The 20,148-nt window shown below is 74.2% G+C and carries 18 protein-coding genes and 1 riboswitch; of the genes, 12 read left to right on the forward strand and 6 right to left on the reverse strand.

What is annotated here, in order from left to right:
- The first annotated feature begins 131 nt into the window (after positions 1-131).
- Positions 132-264: riboswitch (cyclic di-AMP (ydaO/yuaA leader) on the forward strand.
- Positions 265-268: 4 nt separating this feature from the next.
- The 3 genes from HUT12_RS25490 (at position 269) to surE (ending at position 3,376) form a co-directional block, all read left to right on the forward strand.
- Complete coding sequence (locus HUT12_RS25490) at positions 269-1,354, forward strand: hypothetical protein (protein ID WP_176094991.1); 1,086 nt, start codon at positions 269-271, stop codon at positions 1,352-1,354.
- A 235-nt stretch (positions 1,355-1,589) separates the two neighbouring features.
- Positions 1,590-2,555, forward strand: a complete 966-nt coding sequence (locus HUT12_RS25495) for a 1-phosphofructokinase family hexose kinase (protein ID WP_131054400.1) — start codon at positions 1,590-1,592, stop codon at positions 2,553-2,555.
- Positions 2,552-3,376 carry a 5'/3'-nucleotidase SurE gene (gene surE, locus HUT12_RS25500; RefSeq protein ID WP_131054396.1) on the forward strand — a complete coding sequence of 275 codons (825 nt, stop codon included), beginning with the start codon at positions 2,552-2,554 and terminating at the stop codon, positions 3,374-3,376. The genes HUT12_RS25495 and surE overlap by 4 nt, the downstream gene beginning before the upstream one ends.
- 3 nt (positions 3,377-3,379) lie before the next feature.
- Here the strand turns inward: surE and HUT12_RS25505 are convergent, their stop codons facing one another.
- On the reverse strand, positions 3,380-3,745 hold the full coding sequence (locus HUT12_RS25505) for an STAS domain-containing protein (RefSeq protein WP_176094992.1): 366 nt from the start codon (positions 3,743-3,745) through the stop codon (positions 3,380-3,382).
- A 308-nt stretch (positions 3,746-4,053) separates the two neighbouring features.
- Between HUT12_RS25505 and HUT12_RS25510 the strand changes: the two genes are divergently transcribed.
- The 4 genes from HUT12_RS25510 (at position 4,054) to HUT12_RS25525 (ending at position 6,323) form a co-directional block, all read left to right on the forward strand.
- Positions 4,054-4,230, forward strand: a complete 177-nt coding sequence (locus HUT12_RS25510) for a hypothetical protein (protein WP_176094993.1) — start codon at positions 4,054-4,056, stop codon at positions 4,228-4,230.
- 154 nt (positions 4,231-4,384) lie between these two features.
- Positions 4,385-4,777 (forward strand): hypothetical protein, encoded by a 393-nt coding sequence (locus HUT12_RS25515; RefSeq protein WP_176094994.1) that lies wholly within the window; start codon positions 4,385-4,387, stop codon positions 4,775-4,777.
- 230 nt (positions 4,778-5,007) lie between these two features.
- Positions 5,008-5,697: a BON domain-containing protein gene (locus HUT12_RS25520; protein WP_176094995.1), complete on the forward strand. Its 690-nt coding sequence runs from the start codon at positions 5,008-5,010 to the stop codon at positions 5,695-5,697.
- Between the two features lie 80 nt (positions 5,698-5,777).
- The gene (locus HUT12_RS25525) at positions 5,778-6,323 is read left to right on the forward strand and encodes a DsbA family protein (protein ID WP_176095972.1); all 546 of its coding nucleotides are present in this window, start codon (positions 5,778-5,780) and stop codon (positions 6,321-6,323) included.
- A gap of 60 nt (positions 6,324-6,383) precedes the next feature.
- Here the strand turns inward: HUT12_RS25525 and HUT12_RS25530 are convergent, their stop codons facing one another.
- Positions 6,384-9,209 (reverse strand): LuxR C-terminal-related transcriptional regulator, encoded by a 2,826-nt coding sequence (locus HUT12_RS25530; RefSeq protein ID WP_176094996.1) that lies wholly within the window; start codon positions 9,207-9,209, stop codon positions 6,384-6,386.
- Between the two features lie 255 nt (positions 9,210-9,464).
- Here HUT12_RS25530 and HUT12_RS32975 point away from each other — a divergent pair, with 255 nt between their 5' ends.
- The 5 genes from HUT12_RS32975 to serS all read left to right on the forward strand — a co-directional run bounded on the left by HUT12_RS32975 (position 9,465) and on the right by serS (position 15,006).
- Positions 9,465-9,839 (forward strand): hypothetical protein, encoded by a 375-nt coding sequence (locus HUT12_RS32975; RefSeq protein WP_254877078.1) that lies wholly within the window; start codon positions 9,465-9,467, stop codon positions 9,837-9,839.
- Positions 9,836-11,023, forward strand: a complete 1,188-nt coding sequence (locus tag HUT12_RS25540) for an alcohol dehydrogenase catalytic domain-containing protein (RefSeq protein WP_176094997.1) — start codon at positions 9,836-9,838, stop codon at positions 11,021-11,023. The genes HUT12_RS32975 and HUT12_RS25540 overlap by 4 nt, the downstream gene beginning before the upstream one ends.
- Before the next feature lie 12 nt (positions 11,024-11,035).
- Positions 11,036-12,208: a trans-acting enoyl reductase family protein gene (locus HUT12_RS25545; RefSeq protein WP_176094998.1), complete on the forward strand. Its 1,173-nt coding sequence runs from the start codon at positions 11,036-11,038 to the stop codon at positions 12,206-12,208.
- A gap of 153 nt (positions 12,209-12,361) precedes the next feature.
- The gene (locus HUT12_RS25550) at positions 12,362-13,522 is read left to right on the forward strand and encodes a MerR family transcriptional regulator (RefSeq protein WP_131057103.1); all 1,161 of its coding nucleotides are present in this window, start codon (positions 12,362-12,364) and stop codon (positions 13,520-13,522) included.
- A 203-nt stretch (positions 13,523-13,725) separates the two neighbouring features.
- The gene (gene serS / locus HUT12_RS25555) at positions 13,726-15,006 is read left to right on the forward strand and encodes a serine--tRNA ligase (RefSeq protein WP_131057101.1); all 1,281 of its coding nucleotides are present in this window, start codon (positions 13,726-13,728) and stop codon (positions 15,004-15,006) included.
- Here the strand turns inward: serS and HUT12_RS25560 are convergent.
- The 4 genes from HUT12_RS25560 to HUT12_RS25575 all read right to left on the reverse strand — a co-directional run bounded on the left by HUT12_RS25560 (position 14,993) and on the right by HUT12_RS25575 (position 19,947).
- On the reverse strand, positions 14,993-15,937 hold the full coding sequence (locus tag HUT12_RS25560) for a cytochrome c biogenesis protein CcdA (RefSeq protein ID WP_254876954.1): 945 nt from the start codon (positions 15,935-15,937) through the stop codon (positions 14,993-14,995). The two genes, serS and HUT12_RS25560, sit on opposite strands and share 14 nt — an antisense overlap.
- Positions 15,937-16,536: a redoxin domain-containing protein gene (locus HUT12_RS25565; protein WP_176094999.1), complete on the reverse strand. Its 600-nt coding sequence runs from the start codon at positions 16,534-16,536 to the stop codon at positions 15,937-15,939. The genes HUT12_RS25560 and HUT12_RS25565 overlap by 1 nt, the downstream gene beginning before the upstream one ends.
- 130 nt (positions 16,537-16,666) lie before the next feature.
- Positions 16,667-18,133, reverse strand: coding sequence for an NADH-quinone oxidoreductase subunit NuoF family protein (locus HUT12_RS25570; RefSeq protein ID WP_131055582.1), 1,467 nt, complete (start codon positions 18,131-18,133; stop codon positions 16,667-16,669).
- Positions 18,130-19,947, reverse strand: a complete 1,818-nt coding sequence (locus HUT12_RS25575) for a ferric reductase-like transmembrane domain-containing protein (RefSeq protein WP_254876955.1) — start codon at positions 19,945-19,947, stop codon at positions 18,130-18,132. The genes HUT12_RS25570 and HUT12_RS25575 overlap by 4 nt, the downstream gene beginning before the upstream one ends.
- Between the last annotated feature and the right edge of the window lie 201 nt (positions 19,948-20,148).

A 20,148-nucleotide genomic window follows, 5' to 3' on the forward strand; every position in this document is an offset into this window, starting at 1 on the left:
GCAACAAACATACCTTATGTCTGGTTTACTCGTGATCAGGGGAACACCAGGAGTCACACCGGCTGCACGGGTCCCACCAGCACCGGTAGGCTCGGACCCGGCCTCCGCCAGGCGGCACTCGACGGTGCCGGCGGTGACCGCCGCCTAATCGCCCGCCAGGGCGAACCGGGGAACCATGTTCCAGGGGTGCATCCGCGTCCAGCGGTAGGGATCTTCCGTCCCGAACCCGTCAGCTAACCCGGTCGGCGGCTGACGGAAGGACATGTGCATGCCAGCAGTGGCAACCGTGAGACCGGCCGCCCGTATGGCGGCCCTGATAGCCGCGGGGCTCGCCCTTGCCCTGGGCGCCGCGCTGGCGCCGTTCAGCGCCGCCTCCGCGGCTCCCGGTGACGTCGGCGACGAGGGCGGCACCCCGGCGCTGCGCGCCCAGTTGGAGGCGGCCAGCAAGGGTTACCTCGACGCCAAGACCGCCCTGGACCGCTCGGTCGACCGGCAGAAGAAGCTGGCCGAGCAGCTCACCACGACCGAGGGCCAGCTCACCGAACGCAGCACCAAGGTCGCCGAGATCGCCGCGCAGGCGTACCGCAGCGGCCGACTCGGTGCCGCGTCGGCGTTGCTCAACAGCGGATCCCCGGCCGGCTTCATGGACCGCGCGGCGGCACTGGACGCGGTGGCGGCCAACGAGGAGCGCGCCCTGCGCGACCTGCGGGCCAGCCGGGACGAGGTCGGCAAGACCAAGCAGGCCCTCGACGTCGAGGTGCAGGAGCAGCGCAAGCAGGTGGCCGTGATGGCCAAGCGCAAGGAGCAGGCCGAGCGTTCGCTGACGGTGGCCGAGGAACGGGAGGAGCGGGCAGCCGAGCGGGCCGCGGCGGAGGAGCGGGCCAGTCGGGCCCCGGCACGCAGCGGCGGTTCCAGCAGCCCCACGGCCAAGCCGGCGCCCCGCAACTCCAACGGCTCCTGGCCGTCCGAGTCGTGCAGCGTCAACGACCCCACGCCGGCCAACGGCTGCATCACCCCGCGCACCCTGCACGCGCTCAACCAGGCCAAGGCGGCCGGCTTCACCCGGTACGTCTCCTGCTACCGCGCTGGCGGCTCGGGTGAGCACCCGAAGGGGCGGGCCTGCGACTTCGCGGCGCAGAAGAACGGCTTCGGCGGGGCCGCCACCGGCGGCGACCGGACGTACGGCAACAACCTGGCGGCGTTCTACGTCAACAACGCCGACCGTCTCGCCGTGCTCTACGTGATCTGGTACAAGCAGATCTGGCTGCCCAGCAGCGGCTGGCGGACGTACAGCGGCGCGCGTGGCGACCCCTCCAGCGACCACACCAACCACGTGCACCTCTCGGTGTACTGACCCGCACGACACGCCGGGTGGCCGCCCTCACGGGTGGGTCCACCCGGCGTCGTCGTTCCCGCACCCCGACGCGCCCGCCTCGAATCCACCCGCCCGTCGCCGCGCGCTCTCGCGCCACCTTCGTTACCGTCGACATCGAAGCGGACATTTCGTGGCGACCGGGAGGAACGGTTATGAGCGGACCGCAGCGGACCCAGTGCGACGGTGTGTCGTGAGCGCGGCGACCGGCCATGTGATGGTCTTCGCGCCGACCCCCCTGCTCACGGTCACCATCGACCAGCCCAACGAGACGCCGGAGCTGCACCTGCACCCCGGCGGTCAGGGCGTCTGGCAGGCCCGGATGGTGCTGTCCCACGGTGTCGACGTGGTGCTCTGCACCGCGCTCGGCGGCGAGATCGGGCAGGTGCTGGAGCCGTTGCTCGTCAGCGAGGGCGTCGACCTCAAGGTGGTGGCGCGGGACTCTGGCGGCAGCGGCGGGTACGTGCACGACCGCCGGGACGGCACCCGGCAGGAACTCGTCGACGTGACCGGGCAGCCGCTGAGCCGGCACGAGCTGGACGAGCTCTACAACCTGGCGCTCGGCGAGGGACTGCGCGCGGCGGTGAGCATCCTGAGCGGCCCGAACGACCCGTCGCTGGTCCCCGCCGACCTGTACCGCCGCTTCGCCGCCGACCTCGGCGCCAACGGCAGCCGGGTGGTGGTGGACCTCTGCGGTGACCACCTGACGGCGGTGCTGGAGAGCGGGGTCTTCTTCGTCAAGGTCAGCCACGAGGAGCTGATCGCCGACGGCCTCGCGACCGACGACGACGAGGAGCAGCTCACCCGGGCGATGCACGACCTGCACGCCAACGGTGCCGAGAACGTGGTGGTCAGCCGCGCCGACAAGCCCGCGCTGGCCCTCGTCGACGGCGAGGTCTTCGAGGTGCGGATGCCGCGCCTGGAGGCGGCCGACCCGCGCGGTGCGGGTGACTCGATGACCGCCAGCGTGGCCGCCGTGGTGGCGCGCGGCGGCGACGTACGCACCGCGATCCGGACCGGCGCGGCGGCCGGCGCGCTCAACGTCACCCGGCACGGGCTGGGCACCGGGCGGCTCGACTCGATCACCGGGCTGGTGGACCGGGTACGCCTGGAGCCCGCCGGAGTCCGCCGGCAGGAACGCACCACCCCCGACGAGTTGGCCCACCGGGTGGGTGGCGCATGACGCTGCGGGTGCTGATCACCAACGACGACGGGATCGCCGCGCCGGGTATCCAGGCGCTGGCCCGGGCCGCCGTCGACCGGGGGTTGGACGTGGTGGTCGCCGCGCCGCTGGAGGAGGCGAGCGGCACCAGCGCCGCGATGAGCGCGCTGGAGCAGGACGGGCAGGTGGTGGTCCGTGAGCATCCGCTGCCGGAGCTGGCCGGGGTGCCGGCCTTCGGGGTCGGCGGGTCCCCCGGTTTCATCGCGTTGATCGCCGTGCACGGCGCGTTCGGGCCCCCGCCGTCGGTGCTGCTCTCCGGGATCAACCGGGGGGCGAACGCCGGTCGGGCGGTGTTGCACTCCGGCACCGTGGGTGCGGCGTTCACCGCCGCCGCCAACGGCTGCCGGGCGTTGGCGGTGTCGCTGGACGTGCTCTCCGTCGGTGAGGCGACCGCCGTCAGCGGAGGCGCCGCGGTGGCCGCCGCAGCCCGGGTACGCGACGCCGAACGGAACTGGGCCACCGCCGCCCACGTGGCCCTGGACCTGCTCCCCCGGCTGACCGCCGGGCCGGTGGAGAGCGTGCTCAACGTCAACTCGCCGGACGTGCCGCTGGAGCGGCTGCGGGGCGTACGCCGGGCGGGGCTGGCGACCTTCGGCCAGGTGCAGATGACCGTTGCCGAGTCCGGCCACGGTTTCGTGCGTACCGCGCTGGAGGAGCCCGGTCAGTCGGTGCAGCCCGGGACCGACCTGGCGTGGCTCGCCGACGGGTACGCCACGGTGACGGCGGTCCGCGCCGTCACCGAGGTGTCCGACGTGAACCTGTCCGGCCTCGACGGCGACTGACGGTCAGCCGCCGGGAAGGACCTCGGGGGTGGCGGTGGCGCCGGCGTAGTACGGCTCCGGCGCGCCGAAGAGACCGAGCAGCCCGGTCACCCAGAGCTGTCGGTGCACGAACCGGCTGGGTTCGGTGACGATCAGCTTCACGCCGCTGACCTCAGCCGTCTGGAAACCGGCGACCATCGCGCTGATGCCCACCGAGTCGATGAAGGTGACCAGCCGCATGTTGAGCTCGATCCGGGCCGGCCGCCCCTTGGCCAGCACTTCGGCGATGGCCTCTTTCACCTCGTACGCGGTGTCGACGTCGATCTCGCCCCGAGGGGCGATCTCGATGACACCACCGGGCCGAACCGTCTGCAGGATCGACAGGCTCACGCGAGCACCTCCACTCGCCCGTACGACGGGCGCCTCATCAGTACGCGGGCCGCGACCGAGAGTATTCCTCCGACGGCCTCGGTCGCCACCCCTCGGGATGAGCAATTCGCGGACATCGGCATGTCAAATCACCCATATCCGAACTTATACGTCCTATCACTCGGTGCGAACCGGGGCTCGCACCGACGAACCAGGGTAGCGGGCCGAGGCTCGCCCGTCCGATATCCGGCACCCCGGCGTGCCCCCGCATCCGGCGGCCTGACCTGCGACCGTCCGGTGCCGGTGGCGGAGTGTGCCTAGCATCACCGGTGACGACCACGACGAAGGGACGACGGATGCTTCGTAGGCTCGCCGGTCTGGCCGGCGTCAGCGCGCTGCTCGCCCTCCTGCTCGCCTGCGGGTTCGGCGGCGGAGGCGATGACGACGATGACGATGACGACGACTTCGCCCGCGCGGCGGTCGTCGCGGTGGTGTCCCCGAGCTGATCCGCACCGTCCGGGCGCGCCGACCGTGAGCGGCACCGACGACGCGCACGCGGGTTTGCGGCGGTGTCCGGCGGGGCACAGCGTCGGTGGCGAACCGCCGACGTCCGAGGTCTGACCTGGCCACCGGCTTCGGCACTGTCGAGGAGGGAACCACATGTTCGGAAGCAACCTGCTGGACCGTCGCAGCAAGCCGGAGCAGATCACGGACCAGGCGTGGCAACACCTCGTCTCGGCCGGCGACAGCATCCGGGACGCCGCCCGTTCGGCCCGGCACACCTCGGCCGGCTTCGCCGACGACGCCGGTGACCTGGTCGGATCGGCCGCCGAGGAGGCGCGGCACCGGGCCAGCGTGGCCTTCGACGCGCTCGCCGGACGTCGTCCCGCGCTGCCCTGGACCCTGCTGATCGGCGCGGCCCTGGTCGGTGCCGCGATCGGCTGGGCCGCCGGCAGTGCCGCGCGGGCCGCCGGCAGCCGGGACCGGGCCACCGACGACATCGAGTTCGTCGACGTCGAGCGCCCCGACTCCCCCGCCGGTCCGCTGACCTGACGGAGATGTAAGGAAGGGTCCCCTGCTAACGCCTCGTGCATAGCAGGGGACCCTTCCTTACATCTGTGCGCGACGTCTCGCCAGAACAGCTGTGCGCGACGTCTCGCCAGAACACCTGTGCGCGGCGTCTCGCCCGACGCGGGTGAGGCCGGATCACCCGCGCCTCGACCAGGCTCGGTCCCGGCGGACCGGCACCGGTCCGCAGCCGCCACCGCGAGAGGAGCGAGGAGATGGTCGGCATCTCGACGATCCAGCGCACCGACGAGCGCATCCGGAGCGCGGTGCTCGACGAACTCGACTGGGAGCCCCGGGTCCGGCCGCACGAGATCGGGGTGACCGTCGCGGAGGGCGTGGTGACGCTGACCGGACGGGTGGACGGGTACGCCAAGAAGTGGGCGGCGGAACAGGCCGCCCACCGGGTCGCCCAGGTCCGGGCCGTCGCCAACGACCTCGCCGTGCACACGGCCACCGGTGCGGAGCGCACCGACCCGGAGATCGCCGCCGCCGTGACGCACGCCCTCCAGTGGCACGCGTTCGTGCCGGTCGAGCAGATCGACGTGACGGTCTCGCAGGGCTGGGTCACCCTGCACGGCGAGGTCGAGTGGGAGTACCAACGGCGGGCTGCCCAGCAGGCGGTCGCCGAGCTCGGCGGCGTACGCGGGGTGAGCGACGGTCTCGTCGTGCGGCCCTCGGTACGCCCCGACGGTGCCGAACTGGCCGAGCGGATCGTCGACGCGCTGGCCCGCAACCGGGCCACCGAGGCCGAACAGGTCACGGTACGCGTACACGGCGACACGGTGCTGCTGGGCGGACTGGTGCACTCGATGCCCGAGCGCGCCGAGGTCGAACGGGTCGTCTGGTCCGCTCCCGGCATCCGCGAGGTGCAGAACCACATCGCGGTGGCCCCGGTGCTGGGCTGAGCCGTCCTGCGGCAACCACCCCGGCCGGGTGACCCCGCCTCACCCGGCCGGACAGCAGACTGGCGGGTATGACCGATCGGCTGACCACGCCATTGCAGGTCACTGCGCGGCTCCGCACACCCGTCACGGAGCACGACCACGTCCGGGGCCCGGTGGACGCGCCGGTGACGATCGTCGAGTACGGCGACTTCCAGTGCCCGTTCTGCGGCACCGCCCACCGCGACCTCAAGGAGGTCCTGCGGCAGCGGCCCGACAGCGTCCGACTCGTCTACCGGCACTTCCCCATCGCCAACATCCACCCGTACGCGGAACGGGCCGCCGAGGCGGCGGAGGCCGCCGGTCGGCGCGGACGGTTCTGGGAGATGCACGACTGGCTCTACGAGCACCAGGACCAGCTCGACCCGGTGCACCTGACCCTCGGCATCGAGCAGCTCGACCTGCCGGTCGACGAGGTGGACGCGGAGATCGGGCGGCACGCCGGTGGTGACCGGATCCGGCAGGACTTCGTCGGCGCGATCCGCAGCGGCGTGGACGCCAGCCCCACCCTGTTCGTCAACGGTGACCGCCACGACGGCGACGTCGACCTGGGCACCCTCCTGACCGTGGTCGACGACGCCACCGGCTGAGGCCGGGCGGTGTCGACGGTGGCGGGTGAGCGTCCGACCCGCCACCGTCGGCTGTCCGGATCAGATGAGGCGCAGTTGGCGGGCCCGGCGTACGGCGTCCCGACGGCGGGTGGCGTCCAGCTTGCGATAGATGTTGCGCACATGCGTCTTGACGGTGTTCACCGAGACGGACAGCTCGGCCGCGATCTCCACGTTGGAGAGGATGCTCTGCAGGTACCGCAGGATGGTCAGCTCCCGCTCGGTCAACGGCTCGTCCAGTGTCGCCGACGACGCGCCGACCGGACTCCGCTCGTCCGGCACCTCGACGGCACGGACCAGGTCACTGACCGTCGGCCAGTGTGCCGTGCCGGAGTCCAGGTGAGCGACGAGCAGGTCACGCAGGCCCGGCTCGGCCCGGGTGAACGGTCGCCGGTACCCGTCCGGGCCCGCCAGGTCGAGCGCCTGCTCCACCGTCCGGCCGGCCCGCCGCCCGTCCCCGCTCCGGGCCGCGAGCACCGCGTCGAGCAGCGCGGCGTCCAGGCGTACCGGCAGGGGCCAGTCGGCCGACGACGGCGCGGACCACTCCGGCAGCAGGCGGGCGGCGGCGCGGAGGTCGCCGGCCCGCAGCTCGACCCGGGCGGCGGCCACCGCCAGCGCGGCGGCCGGCGGATCCACGTGGTCACCGGCCAGGTCCCGGGCCGTCGGCAGGTCACCCCGCGTGCCGTGCAGGTCCGCCTCGGCCGCCCGGAGCCGGACAGCCAGCTCACCGCCCCGGCCGGACCAGCGACTCCGGGCCTCCACCAGCAGCCGGTGGGCCACCGCGAGATCCCCCTCGTCGCCGCGCAGGTGGGCCCGACACCAGGCCGCCACCGTGCCGGCTGCCGCCTCCTCGCCCGCCGGTGCCGCCAGGGCCAGGTTCGCCTCGGCCTCCGCAGGCTGGTCCCGATGCAGCGCCACCAGTGCCAACGCCAGATGGGCGTAGCCGCAGTCGAGCTGCGCCGACCAGCCCCGGCAGGGCGGCAGGGCCAGCGCCGCGCGGGCCGCCTCCTCGGCCGCACGCAGCTCGCCGCGCAGCGCCGCGAGCAGCGCCCACCGGCTGGCGCAGACCAGTTCGGTGCGGGGTCGACCGGCCGTCCGGGCCGCCGCCAGCGCCGACGCGAACCCGCTCGCCGCAGCGGCCAGCTCACCGGCGTCGAGGGCGAGCAGAGCCGAGGCCGTACCGGCCACCGCCCGCACGTCGGCGTCGTCCCCGGTGCCGGCCCGTGGGTCGTCGGCGCGGACCGTCGCGCCCCCGTCCGGAGCGACGAGGGCGTGCCGCCCCGCCGTGGCCTCCACGACGGCGGGCTCCGCGACAGCGGACGTTGCGACGGGCGATGCGACAGCGGGCGATGCGGCGGCGGGGCGGGTGGCGAGCAGGCGGGCGGCGGTGGCGCGTACCGCCTCGACGTCGCCGGCCAGCCGGGCCAGGGTGAGTTCGACGGCGGCGACCAGCCGGGCGAACCGGCTGCGGCGCGGCTCCGGCAGGGCCTCGGCGTGCCCGGCGGCCAGGCGCAGGTGCTGGTGGGCCGCGTCGGAGTCGCCGTCGACGGCCCGCTGGGCGGCGCAGGCCAGCGCCAGTTCCGGGTCCCGTGACACCGCCTCCGCCGGGGGCGGCGCGGGCACCGGCCCGGTCGGGCCACCCCGGTCGTACGCCAACTCCGGCCAGCCGGTCACGAAGAGGTCGGTCGCGGTCGTCCAGTCGCCGCCCACGAGCGCGTGCCGCAGCGCGTCCGCCGGTCGGCTGTTGCCGGCATACCAGCTCGCCGCGCGCAGGTGCAGGTCACGCTGTTCCTCGGCGGGCAACCGGGCCAGTTCGCGGCGCAGCAGGTCGGCCAGGAGCGGATGGCACCTGTACCAGACCGGACGGCCACCGTCGGGGTGCAGCAGCCCGACGTCCTCGGCGAGCGCGCCGAGCCGCCCCTCCGCGTCGGTGTCGCCGGTCAGCGCCACCGCCAGCCCGGCGCAGACGGTGTCGGTGACCGCCGCGCGGCGCAGCAGGTCCCGATCCGCCGGTTCCAGCCCGGCGAGCACCTCCTCACGCAGGTAGCCGGCGACCGCCGGCTGGTCCGCGCCGAGCTGGGTGATCCACCGGTCCGGGTCCGGTTGCCCGTGCAGCGCGAGCGCCGTGATCCGCAGGGCCGCCGCCCAGCCCTCGGTACGCCCGCGCAGCCGCTCGACGGCGGCGGCCGGCACCGCCACGCCGTGCGCGGTCAGCAGGTCGGCCACCTCGTCGGCGGTGAAGGCCAGGTCACCCGGACCGATCTCGGTCAGTTCACCGGCCAGCCGCAGCCGGTGCACCGCCAGCGGCAGGCCCGCGCGCCCGGCCGCCACCACCCGCAGCCGCTGCTCGGTGTGGCGTAGCAGGAACTCCAGTCCGGCCAGGGCGGCCGGATCGGTGACGCGGTGCAGGTCGTCCAGGACCAGCACCACGGGTCGCTCCCGGGCGGCCAGGGCGGCGGCGAGCACCTCCAGCTCGTCCGGGCGCGGGGCGCGGTCGGGCACCGGCGTCGCGGCCGGGTCCCCTCCTGGGTCCGCGACCGATCGCAGCGCCGCCGCCAGGTACGACCAGAGGCGGTCGATGTCGTCGCCCGCCTCCACCGAGATCCAGGCCGGTGCCGGGGCGTCCGGGTCGGCCTCGGTCACGGCCTGCCGCCACGACGCGAGGAGCGTGGTCTTGCCCCAACCGGCGGGCGCACGGACCAGCGTGACCGGGGACGCCACCCCCTCGTCCAGCAGTCGGGCCAGCCGGGGACGCAGCACCACCGGTCTCGGCAGCACGGCAGGCGTCAGCCGCGACGCCAGCAGGGGCGGGCCGGCCGGTACGCCGACCGCCCCGGCGGTCCGTACGGTGCTGCGGTCATCCGGCATCCGGCCCACCCCCACGGACGCGTATCCCTCCCCCGGTCCTGCGGCGGGCGGTTACCCCACCGGCAGCGGTTCACCCCTTCGGGGCGAGTCGGGTTCACCTGACCCCGGGCGACCGTGGGGAGGTTCCGTCCGCCGGTCGGGCCGCCGATCCGGACGATCGGGGCGGACACGGATCCGGAGGTGCGAGTGGGACGGGTCAGGACGGTCGTCGCGGTGGCCGGCGTCCTCGGTGCGGCGGCGGCCCGTACCGCCCGGGTGGTGGTCGCGCGCCGGTGGGCCGGACGCGGCCGGGAGCCCGCCGGTGCCCGCGCCGGGCGCTGGCAGGTGGTGACGGTCGACCGCCCGGCGGAGGAGGTCCTGCCGGCACGCGGCTGGCCCGAGCCGCTGCGTCGGCTCGACGGCGCCGTCGACGTCACGCTGCGCGCCGCGCCCGGCGACCGGGGCGTCGAACTGGCCGCCCGAGCACTGCCCGACACCACCTGGCCCGGGTTCGCCGCGCACCTGGTCGGCGACGACCCGCAGCTCCTGCTGCGCCAGGCGTTGTGGCAGGTCAAGCAGCTCGTCGAGGCCGGTGAGGTGTTGCGCGCCGACCGCCGGCCCACCGACCGTCCGGCGCGCCCGCCGGGATGAGGGCGCTCTGCGTGACCTCCGGCGGGGAACTGGCCGTGCGCCAGGTCCCCGACCCGGAGCTGCGCAACGACCAGGACATGATCGTCCGGGTACGCCGCAGCGCCACCTGCGGCGCGGACCTGCCGCTGCTCGCCGGGCGGACACCCGGCCCGTCCCCCGGCGACGTACTCGGCCACGAGTTCCTCGGTGACGTGCTGGAGGTCGGTACGGCAGTCCGCCGGCACCGGGTCGGTGACCGGGTGGTGGTCTGCGCCTCGGTGGCCTGCGGCGCCTGCTGGTACTGCCGGCGTGGGCTGCCGGCGTGCTGCGACAACGGCAGCACCGAGCCGGCCGCCGGTGAGGCGGAGTGGGGGCACCCGGTGGCGGGCTGCTTCGGCCAGCCCCGGGCCGCCGGTGGCTTCGCCGGCAGCCACGCCGAGTACGTACGCGTGCCCTACGCCGACGTCGGGGCGTTCACCGTGCCGGAGTCCGTCGGCGACGACCGGGCCCTGTTCGCCTCGGACGCCGCCCCGGCCGGCTGGATGGCCGCCGACCTGGGCGCGGTCCGCCCCGGCGACGTGGTGGCCGTCTGGGGCGCCGGGGCCGTGGGGCAGTTGACCGCCCGGGCGGCCGGGTTGCTCGGCGCCGACCGGGTGGTGGTCGTCGACCGGCATCCGGGGCGGCTGCTGATGGCCCGTCAGCACACCGGCGCCCACACCCTCGACCTGCGGCACACCGACGTGCTGGCGGAACTGCGCGAACTCAGCGGCGGGCGGGGGCCGGACGTCTGCGTGGAGGCGGTCGGCGGCCCGGCCGAGGAACCCCGGTCGCTGGCGGACCGTTTCACCGGACGCCGCCGCACACCCGAGGCGCTGCGCGAGGCGGTGCACGCCTGCCGCAAGGGCGGCACCGTCTTCGTGCTCAACGGCGGCGCCCGCGTCGTCGACGCGTTCCCGACCGGCGCGGTGGTGCACAAGGGGCTCACCGTGCGCGGGGCGCGCCAGCACGGCCAGCGGTACATCCCGATGCTGCTGGACCGGATGGCCCGCGACGAGCTGCGGACCGAGCACCTGGCCACGCACCACTTCCCGCTGGAGCGGGCGGCCCAGGGGTACGCGCTCCTCCGCGACCGTCCCGACGACTGCGTACGGGCCGTGTTCACCCCGCACGAGCCGCCATCGATCGACGTCCGGCCTGGTGGATGACATCATCGCGGGATGGCTGCGGAACGGACGTACGACGTCGTGCTGTTCGGGGCGACCGGGTTCACCGGTGAGCTGACCGCGCAGTACCTGGCCCGGCACGCGCCGGCCGGACTGCGCTGGGCGATCGCCGGGCGCAACCCCGACAAACTGGCCGCCGTCCGGGACCGGCTGGTCGCGATCACGCCGGCCCTGGCGGACCTGCCACTGCTCACCGCCGACGTCACCGACCCGGCGTCGCTACGGGAGGTGGCCGCGCAGGCCCGGGTGGTGGCGAGCACCGTCGGCCCGTACGTGCACCACGGGGAACCGCTGGTGGCGGCGTGCGCGGCGGCCGGCACCGACTACCTCGACATCACCGGCGAACCCGAGTTCGTCGACCAGACGTACCTCCGGCACCACGCCGAGGCGACCCGCACCGGCGCCCGGCTGGTGCACGCCTGCGGCTTCGACTCGATCCCGCACGACCTGGGCGTCTGGTTCACCGTCAAGCAACTCCCCGCCGACGTGCCGATCACCGTCGACGGTTACGTACGGGCCGGCGGCCGGTTCTCCGCCGGCACGTACCACTCGGCGCTGACCGCCTTCTCCCGGCGGGCCGAGACGTCCCGGGCGGCCCGCGAGCGGCGGGCCGCCGAACCGCGACCCACCGACCGCCGGGTCCGCGCCGTGCCGGGCAAGCTGGCCCGGTCGCGGGACCTGCCGGTCTGGGCGGTGCCGCTGCCGACCATCGACCCGCAGGTGGTCCGCCGCTCGGCGGCGGCCCGACCCGAGTACGGTCCGGACTTCCGCTACCGGCACTTCGCGGCCGTCAAACGCCTGCCCACCGTGCTGATGGCGGGCGTCGGCCTGGGCGCGCTGGCCGGGCTGACCCGGCTGCCCCCGGCCCGGCGCTGGCTGCTCGGACGGCTCTCCTCCGGCCAGGGCCCGAGCGCCGAGCAGCGGGCCGAATCGTGGTTCCGGGTCCGTTTCGTGGGCACCGGCGGCGGCCGTCGGGTGGTCACCGAGGTGGCCGGCGGCGACCCCGGCTACGACGAGACCGCCAAGATGCTCGCCGAATCCGCCCTCTGCCTCGCCCTGGACGACCTGCCGGCCACGTCCGGCCAGGTCACGCCGGTGACCGCGATGGGCGACGCGCTGCTGACCCGACTCACCGCCGCCGGCCTCACCTTCCGCATCCTCGGGTGAGGTGAAAGGAAGGGCACCTTATTAACGCCTCGTGCATAGGAAGGGCCCCTTCCTAACATCCGAACGACCGTCGGGGGTCGGGCTTCGGTGGTCGGGAGCCGGGTTGACCCTCGACCTGGTCGAGGCGGCAGGATCTGCGGGGTGGATCGTGACCTGCGCAGCATCGGCGAGGTGGCCCGGGACAGCGGGCTGACGGTGAGTGCCCTGCGGTTCTACGACGCCGCCGGGGTCCTGGTGCCGGCGCGGGTGGACCCGGTGACCGGATATCGCCGCTACACCGACGAGCAGGTGGCCTCGGCCCGGCTCGTCGCCGGACTGCGCCGGGTGGGCCTGCCGGTCGCCGAGATCGCCCAGGCGGTACGCGCCGAACCAGCCGTCGTGCACCGGCTGCTCGACACCCAACTGCGCCGACTGGCCGACGGACTGGCCGACGCGCGCCGCGAGGTGTCCCGGATCCGGGCACTGGTGCCGCTCGACGAGTCGACGGCCGCCACCCGGCTCACCGTGGACCGTGCGGGACTCACCGCCGCCGTGGCCGCCGTCCGCTTCGCCGTCGGGACCGATCCGGACCTGCCTGCGCTCACCGGTGTCCTGTTCGACGTGACCGACACAGGCGTACGACTGGTGGCGACCGACCGGCACCGGCTGGCGGTGGCGACCGTCCACGCGGCGGTGGACGGCCCGGCGGTGCGTACGCTGCTGCCGCTGCCGGCGGTGGACGGGCTGCGCCGACTGGTGACCGACCCGGACATCGACGCGCACGAGGTACGGCTGACGGTGACCGCGTCCCGGCTGCACGCCGACGTGGCCGGGCGGGAGTTGCACGCCACGGCGCTGCCGGACGACTTCCCCGACTACCACGTGCTGCTGCCACGGGCGGGCGCGCACGGGCCGACACACCGCATCACGGTGGACGGTGAGTGGCTGGCCGGCGCGCTGCGGGCGGGCGGGCCCACGCTGACCCGCGAGTACGCCGGGGCTGCGCTGCCGGTGACCGTACTCGGGTGGGGGTCGGGCGACGGACTCCGCCTGCTCGGCCCCGACGACCTGCACCACGCCGCCGACCTGCCCGGCTCGCCCGACCTCGCCGACAGCGGCCCGGACGGCAGGGGCCCGGCCGACAGCGGCCCGGACGCTGACCGCGAGTACGCCGAACTGCGGGTCGGCGTGAACGGCGAGTACCTGCTCGACGCGCTGGACGCGGCCGGTGGCCGGCGGTTGGTGCTCGAACTGGACAGCCCGGTCACCCCGCTGGCGATCCGCCGCCCGGACGACGAGGGCGCCTTCTCCATCCTGATGCCGATCCGCCTCTGACCGAGCGCGCCCACCGGCTCCGCGCGAGCCCGCCCACCGGCGGCTGCCTCTGGCAGTGGGCCCGCGCGGACCGGACCACCGGCTCCGCGCGAGCGCGTTGCCGAGCAGGATCGGTGTGCCGGGTGCGGGAGTCGGGGCGATCCGGGCGCGGCGGTAGCATCTGGTAGTCCACCCGACTTCCGGACGGAGGCGTACGGAGCAGCATGCTCGACATGGAGTTGATCCGGAAGGATCGCGACGCGGTGGCGACCGCGCTGGCGAAGCGGCTCGAAGCCGCCGAGGTCGACCGGGCGCTGGACGACATCCAGCAGCTCGACCGGGAGCGTCGCCGGCTGATCAGTGAGATCGACGGGGAACGCCAGCGCCGCAAGGCCGAGGCCCGGGCGTACGCGCAGGCGAAGCGGGCCGGTGTCGAGCCGGAGGCGACCTCCGAGGTCGGCCGGAAGCAGATCGCCGAGTTGGAGAGCGAACTCGACGAGGTGCAGGCACGGCTGCGTACCGTGATGAGCGAACTGCCCAACCTGCCTGCCGAGGACGTGGTCCCCGGCGGCAAGGAGGCCAACCGGGTGGTGAAGACCTTCGGCGCACCCCCGGCGATCGAGAAGATCCGCGACCACGTCGAGTTGAGCCGGGCGTTGGGCCTGGTCGACCACGAGCGCGGGGTCAAGCTGGGCGGGTCGGGCTTCTGGATGTACACCGGTCTGGGCGCCCGCCTGGAGTGGGCGCTGGTCAACTGGCTGATCGAGAGCAACATCGAGGCCGGGTACGAGTTCCTGCTCCCGCCGCACCTGCTGCTGGACACTGCGGGCTTCGCCGCCGGCCAGTTCCCGAAGTTCTACGACGACGTCTACCACCTGGACAAGCAGTCCGCGCCGCGCGGGCAGTTCCTGCTGCCGACGGCGGAGACGGCGATCCTCGGCGCATACCAGGACGAGATCCTGGAGACCGCGAAGCTGCCGCTGCGGGTGTTCGCGTACACCCCCTGCTACCGCCGTGAGGCGGCGGGCTCGCACTCGGACGAGCGCGGCACCGTCCGGGGCCACCAGTTCAACAAGGTGGAGATCTTCCAGTTCACCCTGCCCGAGCAGGCCGACGCCGCGCTGGAGCAGATGGTCGCCCACGCGGAGAGCCTGGTCGAGGGGCTGGGCCTGCACTACCAGCGCAGCCTGCTGGCGGCCGGCGACTCCAGCGCCTCGATGCGCAAGACGCTGGACATCGAGGTGTGGATGCCCAGCACCGGCAAGTACAAGGAGGTCTCGTCGGTCTCCTGGGGCGGTGACTACCAGGCCCGACGGGCGGCGATCCGCTACCGCGAGCCGGGCGGCAAGCAGACCCGGTTCGTCCACACGCTGAACGGCTCGGCGCTGGCGACCAGCAGGCTGCTGCCGGCCATCCTGGAGCAGTTCCAGCAGGCCGACGGTTCGGTGCTGGTGCCCGAGGTGCTCCGCGACCGGATCGGCACCGACCGACTCACCCCGCGCTGACCGGTTCGTCGGGGGTCGCCGCGTGCGGCCCCCGTCCGGTGTCAGCCGCGTGCGGCCCCCGTCCGGTGTTAGCAGGGGACCCCTGTTCTACCGCAGGCGTTAACAAGGTGCCCTTCCTTCGCAGCAAGCCGGCTAGCAGCAACACGCCGACAGCCGCGACGAGCACCGCCGGACCTGCGCTGTCCAGCGTCGCCGCCAGCCACCGCTGGACACCGGCGGCGGCGCTCACCACCGGATCGGCGAGCGCCTCGCGCCGACCGGCGGCCAGCCGCGCCTCGTACCAGCCGTACCAGGCGACGTAGCCGCCCGCGAGCAGCAGCACCAGACCACTCACGCGAGGGGCCCAGGCACCGGCGCCCCGCAGCCGGGCCACCACCTCGCCGCGCAGCAGCGCCACGCCGAGCGCGGCCACCGCGACCACCAACCCCATCCCCAGGGCGTACGCCCCGAACAGCGCCAGCCCGCGCCCGGTCGACCCGGCCTGGAGGCTGGTCACCACGATCGCCAGGAACGGTGCGATGGCGCAGCCCAGCGAGGCGGTCGCGTACGCCATGCCGAACAGCACCATCGACGGCCAACTGCGGGTCAGCCGGGGCGCCCGGGTCAGCGGACGCAGGCTGGGCAGCCGTCGTCCGGCGAGCAGCCAGCAACCGAGCAGCAGGAGCAGCAGTCCCAGCCCGACGGTGAACCACGGCAGCCGGGGACGCAGCCAACCCGCGAACGGGGCCAGGGCCAGGCCGAAGGCGCCGAACACCAGCACGTACCCGCAGGTGAGCGCCGCGGCGGCGGTGAGTGCCCGGCCCACCGCACCCCGGGTGTCGGTGGCCCCGGCGACCAGCAGCGACAGGTACGCCGGCAGCATCGCGAAGCCGCACGGGTTGACCGCGCCGAGCATGCCCGCGGTCAGCGCGAGCAGGAGCGGCGCCTCCATCAGGCGGCCAGCGCGGTGACCCGGCGGGTGAGGTCCTCCCCGTCGAGCCACCCCTTGTGCGCGACCTTGCCCTCACGATCGATGATCACGAAGGTGCTCTGCTCGACGATTCCGAACCGCTTCCAGAGCGTGCCCTGCCGGTCCTCGATCTGCGGCATCGGGCCGAGTTCGAACTCGGTGACGAAGTCGGTCATCGCCTTGCGTTCGCCGAGCCCGGCGACGCCGATGATCGGCACGGTGTCCCGGAAGCCGGGTTCGATCTCGGCGATGGTCCACGCCTGGCTGGCGCAGGTGGCACACCAGGGCGCCCAGAACCAGAGCACCACCGGGCGACCGGCCAGGGCGGCGGCGTCGAACTGCGTACCGGCCAGGGTCTGCCCGGTGAACCGCAGGGTGTCGGGCACCGGCACCGGGGTGGTGGGACCGGGCGTCGGTCCGGCGGGCTCCGCAGACGCCGAGGCGGGTGCGGGTGCGGACTCCGGTACGGCCGCCGCCTCCTCGACCGAGCCCGCGGCACCGCAGCCGCCGGCCGCCAGCGCGGCGGCGAGCACAACGGCGACCGCACAAACGGCACGTCGCGTCTGTCGGACCGGCCTCATCGGTGTCTCCTTCGCTTCGCTGGTCCGGCCACCGGCCGCCCCGTCCGTCCCGCTTCGGTCACGGCACGCGCACGCATCCCCGCTCCGGTCGCGACACGCGTGCCCGGTGCCGGGCCCGGTCGCGGCACGCTCAAGCCTTGGTCAGCCGCAGCGCCAGTTCCGGGCAGACCTTGACCGCCTTCGACGCGCCCTCCCGCAGCCAGGTCGGCACCGGGGTCGGCGGGAAGGCGGGATAGCCGTTCTGGTCGAGCCGGATGAAGTCCGGCACCACGTGGGCGCAGAGGCCGTGGCCGTCGCACCGGGACCAGTCCAGGACCAGCTTCTGCGGGTCCGGGTCGGGGGCGCCGGGCAGGCCCATCATGCCCTTGACCCGCCGGCCGCAGCCCTCGCCGGTGGTGTGCTTCTTGAGGTCGTCGGCGAAGACCTCCATCGCCGACAGCGCGAAGCGGGACGTACCGTCGGGGTGGCTGCACGCGCCGCGCCCCTTGACGTCGCCGGCGGCGGCCCGGACCACCTCGACCGGCGCGCTGCCGGAGACCGCCAGGTCGACCGCGCGGGCCAGGTCGGGCAGGCCGCGCTTGCACGGCCCGCACTGCCCGGCCGACTCACCGGCCAGGTAGCGCACCACCTGGGCGGCCTCGCCGAGCGGGCAGGTGTCGTTCGCGAGCGGCACGATGATGCCGGCGCCGAGGGTGCCGCCGACCGCGGCGAGTCCCTTGCGGGAGACCTCGGCCTTCTCCGCCGCCTCCCGGGTGATCCACTTGCCGTGGTAGCCGCCCATCAGGATGCCCGGCCCGTCGGGGACCTCGCAGAGTTCGAGGATCTCCCGCAGCGGGGTGCCGGCCGCGCACTCGACCACCGCGTGCCGCTTCGCCGCGCCGGTCACGCTGAGCAGCACGGTGCCCGGCTCGTCGTCGGTGCCGAGCGCCGCGTACTCGTACGGCCCGAGGCGGGCGGCCACCGCGAGCTGCGAGTACGTCTCGGCGTTGGAGAGCAGGGTGGGCAGGTTGCTCACGCCGGAGTCGCTGGAGCGCTTCTTGGTGCCGGGCGGGATGTGCGGCAGCCCGTTGATCCCGTTGACCAGCGCGCCGCCCTCCCCGCTGATGAACCGGTGCGGCACCGTCACCACGCTGGTCGGCACCGGCATCCGCCGCTCGTCGAGCGCCTCCATGAGGGAGTCCCGGCCGACCAGGTCGTCGGCCACGCAGAGCACGATCTCCTCGGCGTCAAGCGCGAACGCGGCCAGCGCCGCGCCGTCCAGGATCAGGTGCGGGGCCCGGGTGAGGATCACCTTGTCCTTCCAGCTCGCCGGCTCCCCCTCGGTGGCGTTGACCACCACCACCGGCGGCAGGTCCTGGCGTTCGCAGGACTCCAGCACCGCCCGGAGCTTCTTGGCGAACGGGAACCCGGCACCGCCCTTGCCCTTGAGCTGGATGCCCTCCGCGAGACGCAGCAGGTTGGACGGCTCCATCGGGCTGATCGGGCCGTGCACCATCTCGTGGGCCTGCAGGTCGAGCCGGCCGAACTCGGCGAACCCGGCGGTGAGCCGGGGCTCGCCGACGCAGGCCACCGGCGGGACCACGGCACGCTCCGTCACTTGGCCTCCCCTCGCAGTCCGGCCCAGTACGCGCCGTCCACCTTCTCCGGGTCGGCCCGGCGGCGTCGGCTGTCCGACGCCCGGCGGGCGCGCCGGGAGGCGAGGTCGACCAGGGTCGGGGTGTCGTCGTCCACGGCGTCCTCCGCGGCGTACCGGGCCGGCGGCCGCCAGTAGTCGTTCTCCGCCTCGGGCACGTCGTCGTCCACGCTGTGCCGGCCGCCGCCGCTGCGGGGCTCGGCGGAGATGGGCGTACCGGAGATCGGTGAACCCGAGATGGGCGCGCCGGAGATCGGGCCGGCCGAGATCGGGGCGTTCGACTCCCAGCGACGCGGGCTGTCCCAGGGCTCCTCCGGCTCGTCGATGCTGGAGCGCGGCGGGGACGAGTAGCGGGTGCCGGCGTCGGCGTCCCCCCGGGAGCGGCGGTACCGGCCGGTCTCCTCGTCGTCGCGACGGCGCCGACCACCCGGCTCGCGCTCGTACTCCAGTTCCTCCTCGCGGCGGCGCGCGGATCGGCGGCCCACCGACTCGCGCTCCTCCTCCCGGCGGGAGGCGCGCCGCCGGACCGGCTCCTCGTCCTCGCGGACCCGCCGGCTGACCGGCTCCAGGTCCTCCTCGTCGCGGCGGTACGCACGCCGCCCGGTGGACTCCAGCTCGTCGTCGCGGCGGACGGTACGCCGGCCGACCGGCTCCTCGTCACGCCGTCGGGACACCGGCTCCATCAGCTCGGTCTCGCGGCGGATGGCCCGCTCGAACTCCTCCTCCTCGCGACGGGAGGGACGGCGCACCACCGGCTCCAGTTCCTCGTCGAGGCGGTCCCGTCCGGGGCGTACCGGCTCACGCAGGCTGCCCGGCTCGGGCACCACCGGCACGGTGAAGCGCTCCGGGTCGTTGCGCCGGATGGTCGGGCTGGCCCAGGTGCCGGAGGTGCTCTCGGCCCAGCTCATGTCGCGGCGGACCCGCTTCTCCCGGCCGTCCTCGCCCTCGGCGCGCCGGCCGGTCAGGGTGCCGAGCAGGCCCTTGCCCCGGCTCTCCTCGGTGCTCTTGCCGCCGGTCATCGCCTCGTTGAGCGCGGCGGCCTGGTGCTGCTCGCGGCTGCGCCGCTGGAGGCTGACCGAGAGTCGGACCATCAGCGCCACCACGACCAGCACCACGCAGAGCCAGTAGCTGAGGCTGACCCAGGTGGCCGGCGCACGTCCGGCGCCGAGGCCGTGGAAGATGCCGAAGGGCCAGGACACGTACGCCATCGAGTGCAGGCCGCGCCACAGCCACTTGGGGCCGACGTCGGCGAACCGGGCCCGGATGATGCCGGTCCAGAGCACACCCACCATGAGCAGCGCGGCGATGGTGCCGAGGCCGACGTAGAGCCCCCGGCCACCGACGAACGGCACCGCCGCGTCGGTCACCCCGGCCCGACCGCTGGCGATCTTGGTGATCACGTGGAAGACCAGGCCGGCGACACCGAGGATGCCGGTGGCCCGGTGCGCCGACTGCAACAGCACCCGGTGCCGGATCAGCAGCACCAGCCGGTCGGTGGCGAGCAGCCCCATCATCACCGTCAGACTCAGCGCGACCAGGGCGATCACACCGGCGAAGAACTCGGTGAAGAAGAAACCCATCGCGTACGCCCGCTGACCGGCGCTGGTGAGCATCATCAGCGCCCACAACGCCGCGATCCCCGACGCGGACAGCGCCAGGATCTGGCTGCGGGACCGTACCTGGATCCCTCTGGTGCTGGTGCTGGTACGGACGGCAGGCGCCTTCTCGTTCTGCGTAGCCCGGGCCATGTGCTCCTCGATCGTCTCGCGGCGGCGCACCGCCGGCCGACCCTGTTCCCCACACCAGTACGTCTCCGGCGTTCAGTCGGATTAGATCCGACCGAAAATTTCTCGACGAGTTGTCGAACCGTCCCCCCGCCCGGCGCGTGTAACGCCGCCACCGCACCTCCGGGCGCACTGACGGACGTCCATGCATTGACAGGTGATGAAATGCGCTTGTAACCTTGCTGAAATTTTCAG

The sequence above is a fragment of the Verrucosispora sp. NA02020 genome (genome assembly GCF_013364215.1).
Lineage (GTDB): Bacteria > Actinomycetota > Actinomycetes > Mycobacteriales > Micromonosporaceae > Micromonospora.